At 61.6% G+C, this 17,328-nt stretch carries 13 protein-coding genes, 1 tRNA gene and 3 pseudogenes; 9 read left to right on the plus strand and 8 right to left on the minus strand.

What is annotated here, in order from left to right; genetic code table 11:
• Positions 1-558: 558 nt before the first annotated feature.
• From MTR62_RS07055 to MTR62_RS07065, 3 genes and pseudogenes are all read left to right on the plus strand, one after another.
• Positions 559-2,715: a TonB-dependent receptor gene (locus tag MTR62_RS07055; protein WP_244018403.1), complete on the plus strand. Its 2,157-nt coding sequence runs from the start codon at positions 559-561 to the stop codon at positions 2,713-2,715.
• Positions 2,716-2,802: 87 nt separating this feature from the next.
• A complete protein-coding gene (locus tag MTR62_RS07060; protein ID WP_244018405.1) occupies positions 2,803-4,095 on the plus strand; it encodes a M20/M25/M40 family metallo-hydrolase in 1,293 nt (430 codons plus the stop codon).
• 224 nt (positions 4,096-4,319) lie between these two features.
• Positions 4,320-5,218: pseudogene (locus MTR62_RS07065) on the plus strand (IS3 family transposase); the annotation flags it as partial.
• A gap of 449 nt (positions 5,219-5,667) precedes the next feature.
• On the opposite strand, the gene MTR62_RS07070 reads toward MTR62_RS07065, so the two are convergent.
• Together MTR62_RS07070 and MTR62_RS07075 are read right to left on the minus strand one after the other, a co-directional pair.
• Positions 5,668-6,057 (minus strand): EthD domain-containing protein, encoded by a 390-nt coding sequence (locus MTR62_RS07070; RefSeq protein WP_244018407.1) that lies wholly within the window; start codon positions 6,055-6,057, stop codon positions 5,668-5,670.
• A gap of 32 nt (positions 6,058-6,089) precedes the next feature.
• On the minus strand, positions 6,090-6,923 hold the full coding sequence (locus MTR62_RS07075; protein WP_244018409.1) for an antibiotic biosynthesis monooxygenase: 834 nt from the start codon (positions 6,921-6,923) through the stop codon (positions 6,090-6,092).
• Positions 6,924-7,057: 134 nt separating this feature from the next.
• Here MTR62_RS07075 and MTR62_RS07080 point away from each other — a divergent pair, with 134 nt between their 5' ends.
• Positions 7,058-7,768, plus strand: coding sequence for an IclR family transcriptional regulator (locus tag MTR62_RS07080; protein WP_244018412.1), 711 nt, complete (start codon positions 7,058-7,060; stop codon positions 7,766-7,768).
• A gap of 387 nt (positions 7,769-8,155) precedes the next feature.
• Here the strand turns inward: MTR62_RS07080 and MTR62_RS07085 are convergent.
• Positions 8,156-8,449 (minus strand): annotated as a pseudogene (locus MTR62_RS07085) (transposase); the annotation flags it as partial.
• A 61-nt stretch (positions 8,450-8,510) separates the two neighbouring features.
• Here MTR62_RS07085 and MTR62_RS07090 point away from each other — a divergent pair.
• Both MTR62_RS07090 and MTR62_RS07095 read left to right on the plus strand, forming a co-directional pair.
• Entirely contained in the window at positions 8,511-9,038 is a 528-nt protein-coding gene (locus MTR62_RS07090; RefSeq protein WP_244018429.1) for a BNR-4 repeat-containing protein, read from the plus strand.
• A gap of 43 nt (positions 9,039-9,081) precedes the next feature.
• Positions 9,082-9,243: pseudogene (locus MTR62_RS07095) on the plus strand (IS110 family transposase); the annotation flags it as partial.
• Here MTR62_RS07095 and MTR62_RS07100 read toward each other — a convergent pair.
• From MTR62_RS07100 to MTR62_RS07110, 3 genes are all read right to left on the minus strand, one after another.
• A complete protein-coding gene (locus MTR62_RS07100) occupies positions 9,210-11,522 on the minus strand; it encodes a beta-glucosidase family protein (RefSeq protein WP_327194387.1) in 2,313 nt (770 codons plus the stop codon). The pseudogene MTR62_RS07095 and the gene MTR62_RS07100 sit on opposite strands and share 34 nt — an antisense overlap.
• A gap of 19 nt (positions 11,523-11,541) precedes the next feature.
• Entirely contained in the window at positions 11,542-12,339 is a 798-nt protein-coding gene (locus tag MTR62_RS07105) for a site-specific integrase (protein WP_244018414.1), read from the minus strand.
• Positions 12,340-12,537: 198 nt separating this feature from the next.
• Positions 12,538-14,295 carry a 3'-5' exonuclease gene (locus MTR62_RS07110; RefSeq protein WP_244018416.1) on the minus strand — a complete coding sequence of 586 codons (1,758 nt, stop codon included), beginning with the start codon at positions 14,293-14,295 and terminating at the stop codon, positions 12,538-12,540.
• Between MTR62_RS07110 and MTR62_RS07115 the strand changes: the two genes are divergently transcribed.
• Positions 14,227-15,189 carry a tyrosine-type recombinase/integrase gene (locus MTR62_RS07115; RefSeq protein ID WP_244018419.1) on the plus strand — a complete coding sequence of 321 codons (963 nt, stop codon included), beginning with the start codon at positions 14,227-14,229 and terminating at the stop codon, positions 15,187-15,189. The two genes, MTR62_RS07110 and MTR62_RS07115, sit on opposite strands and share 69 nt — an antisense overlap.
• A 167-nt stretch (positions 15,190-15,356) precedes the next feature.
• On the opposite strand, the gene MTR62_RS07120 is transcribed toward MTR62_RS07115, so the two are convergent.
• Positions 15,357-15,446: transfer RNA gene (locus MTR62_RS07120), tRNA-Ser, on the minus strand.
• 151 nt (positions 15,447-15,597) lie between these two features.
• Between MTR62_RS07120 and hspQ the strand changes: the two genes are divergently transcribed.
• Entirely contained in the window at positions 15,598-15,978 is a 381-nt protein-coding gene (hspQ, locus tag MTR62_RS07125; protein ID WP_244018421.1) for a heat shock protein HspQ, read from the plus strand.
• 106 nt (positions 15,979-16,084) lie between these two features.
• Here the strand turns inward: hspQ and MTR62_RS07130 are convergent, their stop codons facing one another.
• Positions 16,085-16,963, minus strand: coding sequence for an ABC transporter permease (locus tag MTR62_RS07130; protein ID WP_244018423.1), 879 nt, complete (start codon positions 16,961-16,963; stop codon positions 16,085-16,087).
• A gap of 94 nt (positions 16,964-17,057) precedes the next feature.
• Between MTR62_RS07130 and MTR62_RS07135 the strand changes: the two genes are divergently transcribed.
• A partial coding sequence (locus tag MTR62_RS07135; RefSeq protein WP_244018425.1) for a GcrA family cell cycle regulator occupies positions 17,058-17,328 on the plus strand: 271 nt, incomplete at its 3' end.

The raw sequence follows: 17,328 nt of genomic DNA on the forward strand, positions 1-17,328 counted from the left end.
GGAAATGTCTATATTCAAGTCGAATTTTTTGCAGAACTCCGAGAAAATCGCCAGAAATCCGCCAAATTCGCAGAACAGACATCGAGTTTTTAGTATTCTATTTTTGGTTAGTGAATTCAGATTTCCGACTGGATCGTGGCAGGAGGCAGGCCGTCCAGTCGCCAGCAGCGCCTTCACATACACCCATTTTGGCGCCCCCAAGCCCACCCCCTGTCACGGCCCGAGTTTACGGCTCCTGCTCGCCAAAAAAATTGACCAAAAATCCCTTAAAACACATGCTTTTCAGCATCTTAAACAACTGAATATTTCGTGCTTGAAATTTTAATCATGAAACAATATTGCTAGGGAACTGCCACAAATTGGCGTGATTCCTGTGCGTTTCGCTCCAGAAGAGCAGATAAAATACCTAACCAGGGAGTGTTCGCTATGCGAAACGTGTTCAAAGCCGCCGTCCCATCGACCCTTGCAATCGTTGCAGCTCTCAGCGCCGCGCCCGCCTTCGCACAGTCCGCGCAGCCGGAAGCCGGTGCTGGCAGTTCGGGAATTTCCGAAATCGTCGTGACCGCTGAAAAGCGCCCGAGCACCGAGCAGAAGACGCCGATCGCCATGACGGTGATCAGCCCTGAGGTACTCGAGAAGAACAGCGTGAGCGATCTTGCCTCGATCGCGCGTATCGCACCGGGCGTTTCGTTCGCCGCGGCAGGCCCTGCGACGATCATCTCGATCCGCGGCGTGTCGAGCCGTGACACCAGCGAAATCGGCGATCCCGCCGTGTCGATCAGCATCGATGGCTTCAATCTCCAGCGCGCCCTCGGCCTCAACACCTCCATGTTCGATCTGGAGCGCGTCGAGGTTCTGCGCGGTCCGCAGGGAACTCTGCTTGGCCGTAACGCGACCGGCGGTGCCATCAACATCATCTCGGCCAAGCCGAAGGACGAATTCGCAGCGTATCTGGGCGGCGAAATCGGCAACTACAACACCTACAACACCAAGGGCATGATCAACGTTCCGGTGACGGACACCCTGCAGGTGCGCGCCGCGTTCCAGACCCGTGACCACAACGGCTACCGCAACAACGCGCCCTCGAAGGACGGCGACGACGATCACAGCCGCGCCGTGCGTCTGCACGTCCTGTACACGCCGACCGACAGGCTCTCGATCCTCGCCACGGCTGAATACGCCGAGCAGAACGGTGTCGGCCCGGTGACCAACAACATCCCGCTCGAGTACTACACCGCCGACAACGTGCCGGACGGCCTGCTGGTCGGTGATATCGATCTTTCGGCTCCCAGCAGGGGCAGTGGCAAGACCTATGCCATCGCTCCTGGCTCTTTCCTCAAGACCCGCAGCTGGAACTATCGCACCGAAATCAACTATGACCTCGGCTTCGCCAACCTTACCTACCAGGGTGGCTATCGCCGCCTCAAGGTTGCGCGCCGGACCCTGCTCGGCGGCGCCTACGGCACCACCGCCCAGAACCTGACCTTCGGCCAGACCGAAGATCTGCCTTCGTGGAACCACGAGCTGCGCCTCTCGTCGAACGGCGACGGTCCGCTCAAGTGGCAGTTCGGCGGCTTCTTCTTCCAGGAGAAGAACGACCTCAACACGCAGTTCCAGGACTATCCGGATAGCGACGGCATCTACGGCACGCCGTTCGTCATCCAGGACTATGTCTATCCTGACATCCTGTCACGCGCGAAGGCTCTGTTCGGCCAGGTTGCCTATGAACTGACGCCGGGCCTGACCGTCGAAGCCGGCATGCGCTACTCGAAGGACCAGAAGCACCGCAACGGCTACAAGGTCACGGTGCCGTTCAGTTCCTACATGACCGATCGCTGCGATCTGACCGACACCTGCGTGTACACCACGACGGCTCAGGCTTCTTCCACGAAGAGCAGCCAACCCACGTACCACGCGGCGATCAATTACCAGGCAACGCCGACCAACATGGTCTACGCCAAGTTCGACACCGGCTACAAGGCGGGCGGCTTTACCGATATCGCGGAATACAAGCCCGAGAAGGTCAAGTCGTTCGAAATCGGCACGAAGAACCGCTTCCTGGGCAACACCCTGCAGGTCAACCTGTCGGCCTTCTACTACGACTACACCGATCAGCAGGTCTCGCAGAACGTCGTCCTCGACGATGGCACGGTGGGCACGATCGTTCGCAATGCCGGCAAGTCGCGCTACAAGGGTGCCGAGCTGGATGTGCTGTACCAGCCGACCAATGTTGACCGGTTCAACGTCTACGTTGGCTACGTCCACGCCCGCTATGTGGACTTCAAGGCATCGGTCAGCGGCCAGCTGGCTCGCCTTGCCACCTCGCAGGGCCGCCTCGACGAGGACAGCAACTACGTGCTCGACGGCTTCACGCCGCCGCAGTCGCCGGATTGGACGTTCAACCTGGGCTACGAGCATGACTTCAACGTCTTCGGTGGCAAGCTGACGCCTGGCGTCCAGACGCATATCGAAACCAAGTCGTACTTCACGTTCTACAACCTCGAGCTCGACGAGCAGAAGGCCTACAGCCGTACCGACCTGACGCTCAGCTTCTCGCCTGACAGCGCTCAGTGGACGGTGACTGCGTTCGTGCGCAATCTCGAGGATCGACTGATCCTCACCTCCGCGCAGTACCCGAGCGCTACGTACGGGACCTATCGTGAACAGTATGCTCCCCCGCGTACCTTCGGTGCCGGCTTCACGTACAACTTCTGATAAACCCAGCATGCGGAAGGCGGCATCGTCCGCCTTCCGCTACTTTCGCGGCCATCGCCGCAAGAAGGGCATCATGCCGACGGGAGTATGGATATGGCCTTTTCAACTGCGCTTCTCATCCTGGCCTCTGCCGCAGCTCAACCGATCGCCAATCCCGAGACGGCCCCTGCCCTACCGCCGGAACTGGCGGCGGCCCTCAATGATCCCGGATTTGCAACGGCGCAGGATGCCTTGCGGCGCGATCATGACAGGCTGGTCCAGCAAATCATCGAATTGACGCAGATCCCGGCGCCCCCCTTCGGCGAGCAGGCAAGGGGCAAGGCTTACGCCGAGCTGATGAAGCAATCAGGTCTCGCTGACGTGGCCATGGACGCCATCGGCAACGTGATCGGTGTAAGGCCCGGCGAAGACAGATCGCTGCCCCCGCTTATTGTCGCCGCCCATCTCGATACCGTTTTCCCGGCCAAGACCGACCTGAAGGTGCGCCGCGAAGGAACCCGGTTGCTGGCGCCCGGCATCGGCGACGATACGCGCGGCCTTGCGGTTCTGATGGCGATGGCACGCGCGATGAACAGCGCAGGACTTCGCACCAAGCGTGATATCATGTTCGTCGGCAACGTGGGCGAGGAAGGGCCCGGTGACCTGCGCGGCATGCATTACCTGTTCGAGCACAACCCGCGTGCGCGCGAGGCCTTCGCCTTCATCTCGGTCGATTCAAACGGCGCGACCGCCATCACCACGCGCGGCGTCGGCTCCCACCGCTACCATATCGTGTTTTCCGGTCCGGGCGGACACAGCTACGACAAGTTCGGCACGGTCAATCCGCTGGTGGCGCTCGCCAAGACGGTCGAGGGGCTATACCGAATCCCGGTCCCAACTGTCCCCAAGACCACCTATTCGGCAAGCGTCGTCGGCGGCGGGACATCCGTGAACACGATTCCCCCCGAAGTCTTCCTCGATGTCGACATGCGCTCGGTCTCGGAGGAAGAGGTCGCGCGCGTGGACAAGGCCTTGCGCGACATTGCGCAAAAGGCCGTCGATGAAGAGAACGCCCTGCGCTCCACCGAGTTCGGCAAGATCACCGTGACCTTCAACACCATCGGCATGCGGCCCGCAGGACAGACCGACGAGACCAAGGGCCTCGGTGCTGTAGCGTACGCTGCGTCTCAAGCGTTCGGCTACAAGCCGCAGTTCGCAGCCAACTCGACTGATGCCAACGTACCCATGAGCCTGGGCATTCCGGCCATTGCCATCGGTTCTGGAGGCCGCGGCGGGGGAGAACATACGCCGCACGAATGGATCGACGTTGAAATCAACGAAAGCGTGCGCGGCATCAGCGTTGACCTCGCCACTGTGCTGGCGATGGCCGGCGGGCACTGATACCTTGCCTCGGCCGGCGGTGCGCAAAGCCTCCGACCAGCCGTCAAATCGGTAGGTAGGCCAATGCTGCTGCCGGTCGATTGCGAACGGCAGCAGGCGTCAAGACAAAGTGGGAGCAGGTCCCTCGCTTCAAATTGCCCTGAAGCGAGGCGGTGCATCTGACGTGACCCCATAGAGTTCCTCCACGAACGATTAGAGTCTGGCCTGAGAGAAGGTCGGACGAGATGAAGAGAGCACGTTTTACAGAAGAGCAGATCATCGGGGTTCTGAAGGAGAGGCCGAGGTTGGAGCCAAGACGGCCGACCTGGCGCATCGGCACGGCATCTCTGAGGGTACGATCTACAGCTGGAAGGCGAAGTACGGCGGGCTCGAGGTGTCGGAAGCCAAGCGCCTGAAGGTTCTCGAAGACGAGAATGCGAAGCTCAAGCGGCTCCTTGCCGAGCCGGAGGCCAGCGAAGCTACAGCATGCTGGATAACGCTGCGCTGAAGGATCTGCTGTCAAAAAACTGGTAACGCCCGCGGCAAGACGGGAAGCTGTCGCGCATCTGATGGAACACCATCGGATAAGCGAGCGGCGGGCGTGCCGTGTCCTTGAGCCGATCGCAAGAGCGTGCGTTACCGTTCCAGGCGGAGCGATGACGGCGCTCTGCGGGAGCGTTTGCGCGAACTGGCGAACCAGCGCTGGAGCCTCGATTTCGTGCACGACCAGATGGTGTCCGGGCGACGTTTCCGTGTGCTCAACATCGTCGATGACGTGACGCGCGAGTGTCTGGCCGCAATACCCGACACGTCGATCTGCGGGCGCCGTGTCGTGCGCGAACTGGCAGCATTGATCGAGAGGCGGGGCAAGCCGGGGCTGATCGTCAGCGACAATGGCACCGAGCTCACCAGCAACGCGGTCCTGTCGTGGTGTGGCCAAGCCCATGTGGAATGGCATTATATCGCACCGGGCCGCCCCATGCAGAACGGTTTCGTCGAGAGCTTCAAGGGGCGCATGCGTGACGAACTGCCGGGCGAGACCTTGTTCCTGAACCTGGATCACGCCCGCAGGCAAATCGCCGCGTGGGTCGAGGACTACAACCGCCACCGACCGCATTCGGCGCTCGGCTATCAAACCCCCGCGGGCGATCCACACCCGCGCGCGCAGCGGAATCACCGCAGCGCCTTCAAGGTCACGCTAAACAACGCGGCGGGCGCTCCGGCCGAAATGCGAACGCGCCGGCCTTCACTCAGTTCGACGGTGATCACCGAGCACCGGCCACGACCATCTGACTTCTCGTCCTTGGCGATGCCCCCCCCCCTGGGCAAACGTTGCCCCCACCATCGGAAGGGATGTCCCTTCGGCTTGTTCGCACCGCAGACTGCGCCGCCAGGCGCAGATCAGGCTGATCGAGACGTCCTGCCGCCGGGCCACGTCTGCGACACATGCGCCCAGCGCGAAGGCATCGGCCAGGATCTGGAACCGCTCCTCGTCCCGACACCAATGCCGCCGCTCCCGCCCCGTCATCGCCGTGATTTGCCCCATGCCGCGCACCTAAGCTCGCTCATACGAGCGCTCTTGAGACCGGTCGCTCACTCACCGGGCAAGGCGGGCCTCACCGGATGCGTACCCCGATGATCCCCGATAATATTCACCTGCTCGCCGACCAAGATCAGCGTGTTGTCGTGGTCGAGAAAGGTTTTCTCGTCCGGAAAGACGACCTTCTTGTAGGTCTCGGACGTCAGCACAGCTTCCATGCCCTGCTCGCTGTCGAACCAGAGTTCTGCGGTGCCGTCGAAATCGGCATTCTTTGCAGCATCGGTTTCCAGTTCGACAGGGTGCGTCTGGATGTAGCACAGGCAATGCGCCCCCGCTTCCGGAATCGAGCGAAACTTGGGTCCATGAACCTCGATATGGTGGGTCACGAAGTCCTCGTGACTCAGGCCTGCCCTGCGTTTCAGAAACATGGTCATCTTGATCATCAGTCTGCTTCCTTGAAAAAGGGTGGTCGACATTATGTATTGGGTTGGGGCTTCCAGCGCGGCATCGGGCAGTCGGCGGGGTAGTCGATCCCATCCGGGCTGGAGATGAGTTCGATCAGAGCGCCCCATGGCGCCCGTGCGTAGACGCCAGAATTGCATTCGCCCCCCTCGACGCCTGACAACGGATGAGGATCGGATAGCAAGGCGCCGCCCGCATTCGTCAGCCGCCGCGCAGCGGCGTCGATGTCGTCGACATAGAGCGCGATGTGTTGAAGTCCGTAATCGACCAGCCCGGCGGGGTCGGCTTGCTCGGCATTGGCAATGCGAAACATCTCGATATTCGCCGATGCGCCAATCCTCATAAGCCGCATATGCTCGATCCGCGCGCCCGCGGGAAGGCCGAGCTGATGCTCCACTTCGTCACCCTGCATCGGGTCTGCATCAGCGGGCTGTACATCGTAAAGCGTGCGCGCGCCGAATGCGTCAGCGAGAAACTTCGATGCGACATCGATGTCGGGCACGGTCATCCCGACATGGTCGATCCCGCGAATGCCAGGCGCGGCGTCGTCCGACCGGCAGGCAGAGACAAGCTCGGTCACATAGGATGCGCCGCCCTCGACCAGATTTTCCAGCGCATCATTGAACGCCTTAGTGTGCGGCTGACCGAGATGCGTGTCGAAGGCTTTCCGATCGCGATATCGTTCAATCATCGTCCAGCTGCGTTCGGTTTTGGGGTGCTGAAACACCTCGAACCCTTCGTTGCCCGCCTCCATGCGAACGGCGCTTGCCAAATCTGTGATGCGGCTATGGAGCGCGTCCTCACAACCTGGCAGCGCGGTGCATTGCGCCATGACGATATGAGGCATTTTCTGATTTCCTTTCTTAATCATACGCCTCGATAAAGTGGGCTCGCGCACTGCCGTTCCCGCATTCTCGCCATGAGTTGCCACTAAGCGTATATCTTCAACATAATTGAAGAGATGGTCGAAAAGGGGCGTCAATGAGTAAGCCGATCCAGTCGGTCCAGCGCGCGATACGGATGCTGGAATTCCTCGCACAGGAGCAAGGCGCCGCGCCGCTCGGTGCGATTGCGAAGGCAGCCGAAGTGCAGCCATCGACGGCGCACAACATCCTCGCGACGCTGGTCGCGCTGGGGTATGTGCGGCGCCCCGCGACAGGTTCGGACTACCGGCTGGGTGGCCGCATCCTCAACCTGGCTCGGATCGTGGGCGACGACGACGCATTGCGGCGGCATTTCCGGCCCCTGGTGGTGGAAATGGCCGCGCGCTTTGAGGAATCGACCTATCTAATCGTGCCAAGCGGCGATGAACTCTATTATCTCGACGGTATCGAATTGCAGAACAATCCGACCGCTCATAGTCGCCTGGGCCGCCGCGAGCCTTTATCCAGTTCCGCAATCGGACTGGTGCTCGCCGCGTTCATGCCCGGTGTCGCGCAATCCTTGGTGACCGCAGACCAACGATCAAGCCTGACCGAAGAACTGGACCATGTGCGCCAGTGCGGCTTCGCTCTGGATCTTGGAAACTACCAGTCCGGATTGAACTGCGTGGCGATACCCTTGCGGCTTCACGGCGAGACGGTCGCTGGCTTGTGTCTGAATGGCGCAGCACGGCGGTTGCCACAGCGCAAGCTGGTGTCGATTGCCCGCGCCGTTGCGGATATGGCGCTGACGATCCCTGCCGTCCGGTGAGGGAACCGCAGCCGAATAAAAGCGAAAGCCTCGTCCGCGAATGTCCGCCTCCGACTTGTCTGCCGTCAAGAGCCGATAATCCGAAATCGTGAAAAGTTTCGGGCGCGGCGAAGCGTACGAAAGTTTCCGAGGCAAAAACCCGCGGGCACGGATTATCGATCTATGGGTGTTTCGCTGTTAGGCCCGTCGGAACGGGTGACGGATAGCGCGACGGGCGCCATCAACCGGGCCGCGCGGGGCTGATATCGCCGCCGGATGGGCGGGGGCTAACCGTTCGATCACATGATCCAATCGGCTCGGGAGCTCGGTTCTGGCCGATAAGTGCAAGGCAAGCCGACGGCCGAAGCGAGCTTGCCGCGACCCGTGAGCGGGTTGATCCATGCCGGGTCATGGGACTCTTGCCCGGATGGGCATTGCCGCATCAGGCAGCGCCCGTAGCGGGTGCCAGCGCGCGAAGATCTCGATGACGATCATGCCGCCGCCGCCGCACAGGCATGGTGGCAACCGATCCGCAGCGGCCTCCTCGTCGGTGACCATACTCGGTTCAGGTGCGATCGCGAGCAATTGCCGCGCGCGCGCAAGGCTTGCCTTGCGGGATGAACCGCCGAGCAGGCCATAATGACCAATGCGATGGAACCCGCGCGGCAAGACGTGAAGCAGGAAGCGGCGGATGAACTCGTTGCGCGCAGCCATCACGCTGTCGACGGCGGAGATCGTCGCCCCTGTCTCCGTGCGGGGCGGAATGATCAACAACAACACGGTCGTAGGCTTCGACGATCAGGGGCGCGTGATGATCACTTATCACAAGTACGATGCCCGGGGGGACACGCAAATCTTCGTGGCGCGGCGCGAACGGAAAGGCTGGGTCACCGTCCAGGTCACGCACTGGAAAGGCTTTCGCTGGGACTTTCATGGCTATGGTTCGCTCGACAGCCGGCTCTTCGTGAAAGGCCCCCAACCAGCCGGAAACGACTTGCTGCGGGTCTCGGTCGTTCGCGACGGCGCGCCGATCGATCTTCTGATCGACGCCAAGACGCTTGCCCTCGTCGCGGAACAGCCGCGCCACACACTCGCGGCCACGCTCGCTTCGCGCCTGCCCATGCCGGCAGGCATGCACCTCAACACGATCGAGGGCGATGCGGGAATGGCGCTCGTATGGGCGACCCAGGCGTGGCAAAGCCCATCAGTACTGCGGCTGCGTCCTGACGCCCCAAGAATTCGATACGGTCCGAGAGGCTTTGATGATGTGACCGCCCCCCGACAGTATTGATGTGCGAAGGTGGGTCTGGAAGGATCCACACAGGAGAGCGGTCATGTCGGAGATTATCACGGTCGGGCTCGATCTGGCGAAAAATGTATTCCAACTGCATGGCGCCGATGGCGTTGGCCGGCCGGCTTTGCGCAAGAAACTGCCGCGTTCGCATGTACTGGAGTGCTTTGGTCAGGTTCCTTCTTGCGGTGTTGCCTGGGAGGCTGGCCAGCGCCGCTCCGCCAAGTGAACGGTGCCAATGAGCCGTGTCTTATCCGAAGCCTCGCCACACCACACTTCATAGTCACCGGTAGCTATGTTCCAACTATGCGTTACCGGGTCATACGTGGCGAGCAGCCTGTTATCGACAGTAGTCTGCGCCCGCCCCGATGCCCCTGCCGTCAGTGCGATAGGCTCAAAGCCCACCAACCGGCGAGGCGCCTCCCAGCCAGCGTTGCCCGGAGCCTTGACGTAAAATTGCGGCGTTACCCCTCCCTCGCGCCCGCCGACATTGCGAAATTCGGCGGAGAGGCGCAATGCGCCTTCTGTCAGCTTCGCTGAAGCCTCTCCCATTTCGAACCGGGTATAGGACAGGCCATGGCCAAAGGCGAACAGCGGCTTCAAGCCTTTCTCCTCATACCATTTATAGCCGATGGTCGCACCCTCGTCATAAGTAACGGAGACGGGCGTCTTATCAGGCTCACCCATGCCGGCGATCGTGGCATGCGCCAGTTGTTCGGGGCCGGCGGGGAAGCTGATCGGCAGACGGCCGCTGGGGTTGATCTTGCCGGTCAGCACCTCCGCGATGGCCTGCCCTCCGCGAATGCCCGGATACCACGCTTCCAGAACCGCCGGAACCTGCCCCAGCCACGGCATATACAATGCCCCGCCGTTCTCCAACACCACCACCGTATGCGGGTTGGCGGCGGCGACGGCGGTGATCAGCGCGTCCTGATTGCCAGGGAGAGCCAGTTCGTGATCGTGCTCTTCGGCACTCCACTGGTTAACGAAGACGATGGCCAGGCCGTGCGCGGCCGCCGCCTTGGCCGCCACCGTCGCATCGGTGCCGGCATCATAATCGATTTGCGCCTTGGGCAGCATTTGGCGCAGCGAGGCCAGCGGCGAGGAAGGCATATAGATAGCTTCGCGGCCCCACGGCGTCTTGACCCCCGGCGCGGCATTGCCCCCCACTGGATACACCGCTGAAGAACCTGCACCCGAGAGCACGCCGACATCGGCATGGCCGCCGATGATCACGATACTGGCGGCATGGTTCAAGGGCAGCAGATCGCCATCATTCTTCAGCAGCACCATCGAAGCCTCAGCGGCGCGCAGCGCCACTTGCGCATGGGCCGCGAAATCAATGGGACCGACTTTGGGTTGGTCATCAAGCAGACCCTTGGCGACCATCGCGCGCAGGATACGCCGAACCATATCATCCAACCGCGCCATGGGCGTTATTCCGGCCATAAGATCGGCGCGCAAGGCACGGCCGAAATGGTCGATATGATCGCCGCCGCAGCAATCATAGCCGGTTTGCTGATCGAGCCCGGCCATCGCCGCCTTGTGGCTCGAATGCACAGCGCCCCAGTCCGACATGACATAGCCTTTGAAGCCGAAATCCCCCTTCAGCAGCCCAGTGAGCAAATGATCATTTTCGCAGGCCCAATCGCCGTTGACGAGGTTGTAACCGCACATCGCCGAGCCCGGATCCGAACGCTCGATCAGCAGTTCAAAGGCCAGCAAGTCGCTCTGCCGCATGGCTTTGTCGTCAATCTTTGCATCGAGAGTGGTGCGCTGACTTTCCTGATCGTTGAGCGCATAATGCTTGAAGGTGGAGATCATATGGCGGCTCTGGATGCCGTTAATCTGCCCCGAAACCATTGTGGCGGCCAACAACGGGTCCTCGCCGGCATATTCAAAATTGCGGCCATTGCGCGGTTCGCGCGCGAGGTTCGCACCGCCAGCAAGGAGAACATTGAAGCCGGTGGCGCGCGCCTCGTCGGCGATCATCTGGCCGCCAAGATAGGCCACGCGGGGATCAAAGCTCGCCGCTATGGCAAGAGAAGAGGGCAGCGCGGTTCGCTCGACCCCTTTCACCCGCACGCCCATCGCGGCATCGGTTTGTTGCTGCGCCGCAATGCCCAGCCGCGCCACCCCCGGAACATAGCCCGCCGAGCCGCGAATGCCCTCACGCAACGCATCGGCCAGCACATCGTCTGGTATCGTGCCCACGGGCAGCTTTTTCAGCTCATCAACATCGACGTAGCCCATCACCAGCCGCAGCTTCTCTGCAAGGCTGAGCTGGGCCAGCAGAGCCTTGGCGCGCGCTTCCACGGCCGGATCGTTAAGACGAGGTGTGCTGGGCATCTGCGTTGCGGCGAGAGTGGTTTCGGCTGGCGCTTGCGCCATAGCCGACGTTGCCAGCGCAGAGACAGTCAGCAGGCCTGTCACCAATAGCCATACCCGATGGCGCAGTGTGTCCTTCTCACGCGAAAATGCCATATGAATGCGCCGCCAATCATTATTTCGGGCTGATCTGAACCCAAAGGCTCATCGACTTGAGAGCCAATCCGGAGGCCCTGTTGATGCCCATGGCCGCGTGTGTCGGCAAGGCTTTGATGATGTGAATAGCCCCTAGTTTTCTAAGTGGTTCGATTCTGACATTTGCAGACCCATCCCAGCGCCAGGGGATGCAAATGGCAAAATCAATCCACTCGGCTGACGTGAAGCTCGGTGCACGAACGCGCTGCCGCTTCGGCACCCGCACCGAGATTCCCGCGACAGGATTTTCGAGCAACTTACGGTTCTCAACCGCCCACGCGAATACGACCTTCGCGGATGCTAGGTAGACCTCTCTGATCGTGCGGCCGCCCACTCGCTGCCCGGCAAGGGCTTCCTTCAAACCAATGATGTCATCGGCACTGACACGGTCACTCCTATCATGACCAAGATAGCTCACGAGATGGGCCATGACAGGACGCCATCTCTTGATGGTCGAAGGCGCGGGCCTTCGCTCGCGGACGTATCCATCGAACAGATCCATCAAGGGCGTCGAAGAATGGATTGGTCGTGCCTGTCCACGCGACATTGGCAAGGCGGTCTGCGCAGGTGAGCCAACATCATCGCCGCCCGCTCTGGCCTGTTCAAGGACGCGCTGGAAATAGCAGATGACGGGTGCTGCACGACGGTTCGCTTCCAGCATGGAGAGGCGGCCAAGACGCTTCGTCAGATTCGCTTTTCCAACCGTAGATCGCAGGTCTGGGGGCACGACGATACGGACTTCAAACCCGCCGTCGGACGACCTTCGAACGTGCGTCATCAAGCGCATTTTGCAGCACCACTTTGTAGCACCGGAGTGCTGCGAGGTGACGCTTTCCAAGAATATTCAGGGATGACAGTCGCTTATGCGACTTGTGGCGGAGAGGGTGTCCGACCAAAGGGACTTCAAAATGCTAGGATTTCCGGGATTTTCGCCCCCTAATAGCATATCGACCCTAAAACCGACCCTAACACGCGCTCAGCCTCTCAAGTCGTCGAGAAATTCACTCCCAGGATCGATACCAACAACAAGCAAGCGATCGCGCGCTCTCGTACATGCCACGTAAAGCAGATGGCGTTCCGTTTCGTATGCCGCTTCCAAATCGGCGACGTCCCCGACAGCTGCGAGACGAGCAGGGTCGGGAACTACGTCCTCGTCACAGGCGATGACTGCGACTGCACGAAACTCCAGGCCCTTGGCGTCGTGCATGGTAACGATCCTGACGCCGTCACCAGCGCGCGGATCGCAGCCTGCTTGACGAACGGCATCGCGAGCGCGCCCAAGTTGCTGGTCGCCCCTGACAAGAACGCCAATATCGGCTTGGTCGATGCCGTCGGCCTGGCATGAAGCAAGGAATTTGCTCAGCAACTCCTGCTCTTCCTCATCGTCCGCGACCAATGCGATCTCCGGAACCGGCCCATCGAAGACCGACACCGTGCCACGGCGCCCTTCTTCCACGCCGTCCATGTCCACGATAGCCGGGGGCAGCAGCCTATCCGCGAGACTGCGGATCTGGTGTGAGGTTCGGTAGTTCACCTTGAGTGCGTGACTGCGACCGCGAATGTCGAGGCCGAGCTTCGTCCAACTGAACGGCAGGTGGAAAATCCGCTGCCCTATGTCCCCTGCGAGAAACGCGGCATCCGCTCGCACTCGACTAATCTGCCCCAGAAACCGAACCTGCGCGACAGAAAGATCCTGCGCCTCATCGACGACGACGTGCGTGAAGTCCGGATTACCGCCAGCAGCCAGCCACGCGCCCATCCGCGCATAAATCTGCGCCCAGGTCATGGCTCCGCGCTGTTTCAGACGTTCACGAACGAACTGGAACACGGCCCACGCAGCGTCCCGCTGCTGAACGCCTAGCCGAGTGCGTCGCCCGATGCGGGGGACAACGGCGTAGCCTTCGCCTGTTTCCACATTCCAGGCATCGATCACCTCGTCCCATTCTTCGGTGAGGAAGTCCGCGGTCATCCCGTCGCCCAGACCAGCCTTCTTCGCATCTGCGATGGCAGAACGGATCAAGGCACGATTGGCCACGTTGGGCTGACCGAATTGCGCGGTGTGAAGGTCAAACACCGCCTGGTCCAAAGTGCGCACGGTAATCCGGTCGCGAACTTGCGGTTCTGCTTCGGTCAGGATGTCACGTTTACGAGCCAGGGCCGCAGCCAGGGGCTTGGAAAATGTCGTCAGTAGCACCTGGGCGCCAACGTCTTCACGGGCGATGTGCGCAGCCCGATGAAGGGCGACGATCGTTTTCCCGGTCCCGGCCGACCCCGTGACCCGAGCTGGCCCGGACCATTCCCGTTCAGCCAGAGCACGCTGCGCTGGGTGCAGGAACACGGCCCACTTCTCGAACGGCTGATCCAGCGCGGCCTGTAGTTCCTCCAGGTTATCGACCACACGGAAGCGCCGCTGCGCGTCGGGATGTGCGAATGGGTCTGCGCCCGGCAGAGCCTTGAGCGCAATGTGGTCCTCCAGCCGCCCCCCGGTCAGGAAGTCCAGCAGCGCTTCCGCGGCCTCGCCGGGCAAGCTGGCGAAGAGGCCATCAACACTAGCCTCCTCTGCCTGACGGACAGGCTCCAGCCAGTCGCGAGGGACGCCGACGTCAAGCAGTTGATCATCGCTCAGACTGGTGAAGGGCCTGGTGACCGGAAGCGGCTCTGGCTGATGATCAACGACCTTCTCGGTGTAAACGAGACGCTCTTCAACGCGCTCAACCACTTCGACGATCTGCATGGCGCCTGTGCGCTCATGCTGGACCAGACGCTTGCGCTCGGCCCAGCGATAGGCGTCGTCGTGATGACCGACATAGGCCAACAGCGTGCGCTCTCCATCCTTGTGGAGAACGATCCGCAGGTCTTGGCTAACACGAGCCGTCCAGAAACCCGGCGCCGCCTCAACCTTATGATCTGGCACAAGAAGAGCGAAACCGCGAAGCGTGTCCGAGGTCGGATCGAAAAGATCCTCGGCGCCGCCACCGTTCTCGGGTTGCGCTCTGGCCATAACCCGGCTGCGTGGCGCGGAAACCTTGAGCACGTACTCGGGAGGCACCGGAAGGGCACGAAGCGGCATCAGCCCGCGATGCCTTACGCGGCGGTCCCTTCGTTCCTTTCCAACCTGAACGGTCAGGATGGACTTGCCGCCCGCGCCCTTGAATTGCTGATCCACACCGCTTCGCGCACTTCCGAAGTGCTTAATGCCCGGTGGAGCGAGTTCGACCTTGAACAGCGCATCTGGACTATTCCGGCCGAGCGCATGAAGGCCGGGAAGGAACATCGTGTGCCGTTGACGCCGCAGGTCGTCGAAATGCTCCAGAGCCTTGTCGGACACAGGACCTTCCTGTTCCCCGGGCAGTCCAACAGCAAGCCGCTCTCCAACATGGCTATGTTGATGCTGCTGCGCAGGATGGAGGTCGCTGACGTCACCGTCCACGGCTTCCGCTCTTCGTTCCGCGATTGGTGCGGCGAACGCACTGAGGTCCCGCGTGAAATTGCGGAGATGGCACTGGCCCATGAGGTCGGCAGTGAAGTGGAGCGGGCTTATCGCCGGGGTGACGCTCTCGACAAGCGCCGCAAGCTGATGGAGCTGTGGTCGGAATACCTGACCGCACGGGGGGCGACGACCGACTAACAGCGCTAGCGCCACCAGCCATGATCGGGGGGCGACCCTAAAACCGACCCTAAAAACAGGTCGCGGTTGCCCCCGGTCAGCGCCGAACACCTTCGGGCATCATTAAGCGAAAACCCAAGGAAATCTGCCCTTTTTCGGGCGATTACGAACAGTGCTGATCAGGTAAGTGGCGGAGAGGGTGGGATTCGAACCCACGGTACGGTTGCCCGTACACCGCATTTCGAGTGCGGCGCATTCGACCTCTCTGCCACCTCTCCGCTAGAAGTGCCGTCTTGCGGGTTGCCCCGCGAGGTCTGGAAGCGGCCCGATAATGGAACTTGCAACGCTTGCCAAGCCCCTGAATCACAAAAAGCGGAACAAATTTCCACCTTGCTTGTCGCGAGCCCCGCACAGGCCTATATTGCAGGCATGAACAGAGCGTCCTTTTTTTCGCCACAGGCCGGACGCGTGATCGAGGCGCCGCTGCGCACCCGAGCACGGTTCGCGATCGGTGACATCGTGCGCCACAAGGATCACGATTTTCGCGGTGTGGTTTTCGACATCGACCCCGTCTTCGCCAACAGCGAGGAATGGTACGAATCGATCCCGCTCGAAATCCGGCCCGAGCGCGAGCAGCCCTTCTACCACCTCCTCGCCGAAACCGACGATTCAAGCTACGTCGCCTACGTCAGCCAGCAGAACCTGATGGCCGACTGCGAGGCCGGACCGGTCGATCACCCCTCGCTCTCGCAGATCTTCGAGGACTATCGCAACGGACGCTACCAGTTGCGACGCGGGCTCGCCCACTAGGACGCGCGCTCGGAACCTTCCCCGACACACGAAGCCCCGCCGGATCGCTCCGGCGGGGCTTCGTGTGTCGGGTGCGCCGAGCGCCCCTGGTTCTCTCCTGCCGCGCTCAGCCCTTCAGCTTCCAGCCCGAGCGCAGCACCAGATAGACGACCACGGCCAGCACGGCATCGACCAGCGTCATGCCCAGCGCGCTGTGCAGCACGGCCAGATTGGTATCGCCGATGTCGCTTTGCCCCAGGAACCCGAAGCGGAAGCCCGAAATCACGTAGAAGAACGGGTTCACCCGGCTGATTGCCTGGAAGGCCGGCGCCAGGTTGCTGATGACGTAGAACGTCCCCGACAGCAGCGAGAGCGGGGCGATCACGAAGTTGGTCACCGCCGCGTTGTGATCGAACTTTTCCGCCCAGATCGAGGACAGCAGGCCGAGCAGCGCGAGGAAGACCGATCCCACCAGCCCGAACCACACCACCGCCCAGGGGTGCGCCACCGACAGGCTGACCCCCGGCCACAGCAGCATCGCGAGGCTGAGCGCGAGCCCGACCAGCAGCGCACGGGTCACCGCCGCTGCGACCATCGCGGCCATCAGTTCGGCTTCGCTGAGCGGGGGCATCAGGAAATCGATGATCGTGCCCTGCACCTTGCCCGCCAGGAACGAGAAGCTCGAATTCGCAAAGGCGTTCTGCATCATCCCCATGACGATGAGGCCGGGCGCCACGAACGTTGCGAAATTGACCCCCAGGATCATGCGATCGCCGCGCCCCATCGCCACCGTAAAGATGACCAGGAACAGCATCGTGGTGATCGCGGGTGCCCAGATCGTCTGCGTCTGGACCTTGAAGAAGCGCCGCACCTCCTTCATATAGAGCGTTCCGAGCCCGACCCAGTTCACGTTGTGAATGATCGGCTCGCCCTTCGCCGGAAACTGACGGGGTTGGATAGGCCTGTCTGCGTGCAGAAGGTCGGTCGAATTCGTTTGATCGTCCATGGTCCGGCGACTATCGGCTGACGTTTGGCATGGCAAGCGCCAGCGTAGGATTTTCGGACGGTCGCGCGGCCGTCCTGTGAGGAACGGAACACGAATGAGCTGGACTGACGAGCGCATCGAGAAGCTGACCAAGATGTGGGAGGGCGGAGCCACCGCCAGCCAGATCGCGGACGAACTCGGAGGCGTCAGCCGTAACGCGGTGATCGGCAAGGCCCACCGCCTGGGCCTCAAGGCCCGCCCCTCCCCGGTCAAGGCCAACGAAAAGCCGGTGCGTCCCGCGCCCGCCAAGAAGGCCAAGGCTCCGGCCGAAACGCCCGCGAGCGCGCCCGTGGCGAGCGAAAGCAAGCCGGTCGCACCGCCGGCCC

The organism is Novosphingobium organovorum (genome assembly GCF_022832435.1).
Taxonomy (GTDB): Bacteria; Pseudomonadota; Alphaproteobacteria; order Sphingomonadales; family Sphingomonadaceae; genus Novosphingobium; species Novosphingobium organovorum.

Excerpts from the sequence above, each read along its gene's own strand:
- MTR62_RS07060 (WP_244018405.1), top strand. The coding sequence starts at position 2,803 with ATGGATATGGCCTTTTCAACTGCGCTTCTCATCCTGGCCTCTGCCGCA.
- MTR62_RS07070 (WP_244018407.1), bottom strand. The coding sequence starts at position 6,057 with ATGATCAAGATGACCATGTTTCTGAAACGCAGGGCAGGCCTGAGTCAC.
- MTR62_RS07075 (WP_244018409.1), bottom strand. The coding sequence starts at position 6,923 with ATGCCTCATATCGTCATGGCGCAATGCACCGCGCTGCCAGGTTGTGAG.
- MTR62_RS07080 (WP_244018412.1), top strand. The coding sequence starts at position 7,058 with ATGAGTAAGCCGATCCAGTCGGTCCAGCGCGCGATACGGATGCTGGAA.
- MTR62_RS07090 (WP_244018429.1), top strand. The coding sequence starts at position 8,511 with ATGATCAACAACAACACGGTCGTAGGCTTCGACGATCAGGGGCGCGTG.
- MTR62_RS07100 (WP_327194387.1), bottom strand. The coding sequence starts at position 11,522 with ATGGCATTTTCGCGTGAGAAGGACACACTGCGCCATCGGGTATGGCTA.
- MTR62_RS07105 (WP_244018414.1), bottom strand. The coding sequence starts at position 12,339 with ATGACGCACGTTCGAAGGTCGTCCGACGGCGGGTTTGAAGTCCGTATC.
- MTR62_RS07115 (WP_244018419.1), top strand. The coding sequence starts at position 14,227 with ATGATCAACGACCTTCTCGGTGTAAACGAGACGCTCTTCAACGCGCTC.
- MTR62_RS07110 (WP_244018416.1), bottom strand. The coding sequence starts at position 14,295 with ATGCAGATCGTCGAAGTGGTTGAGCGCGTTGAAGAGCGTCTCGTTTAC.
- hspQ (WP_244018421.1), top strand. The coding sequence starts at position 15,598 with ATGAACAGAGCGTCCTTTTTTTCGCCACAGGCCGGACGCGTGATCGAG.
- MTR62_RS07130 (WP_244018423.1), bottom strand. The coding sequence starts at position 16,963 with ATGGACGATCAAACGAATTCGACCGACCTTCTGCACGCAGACAGGCCT.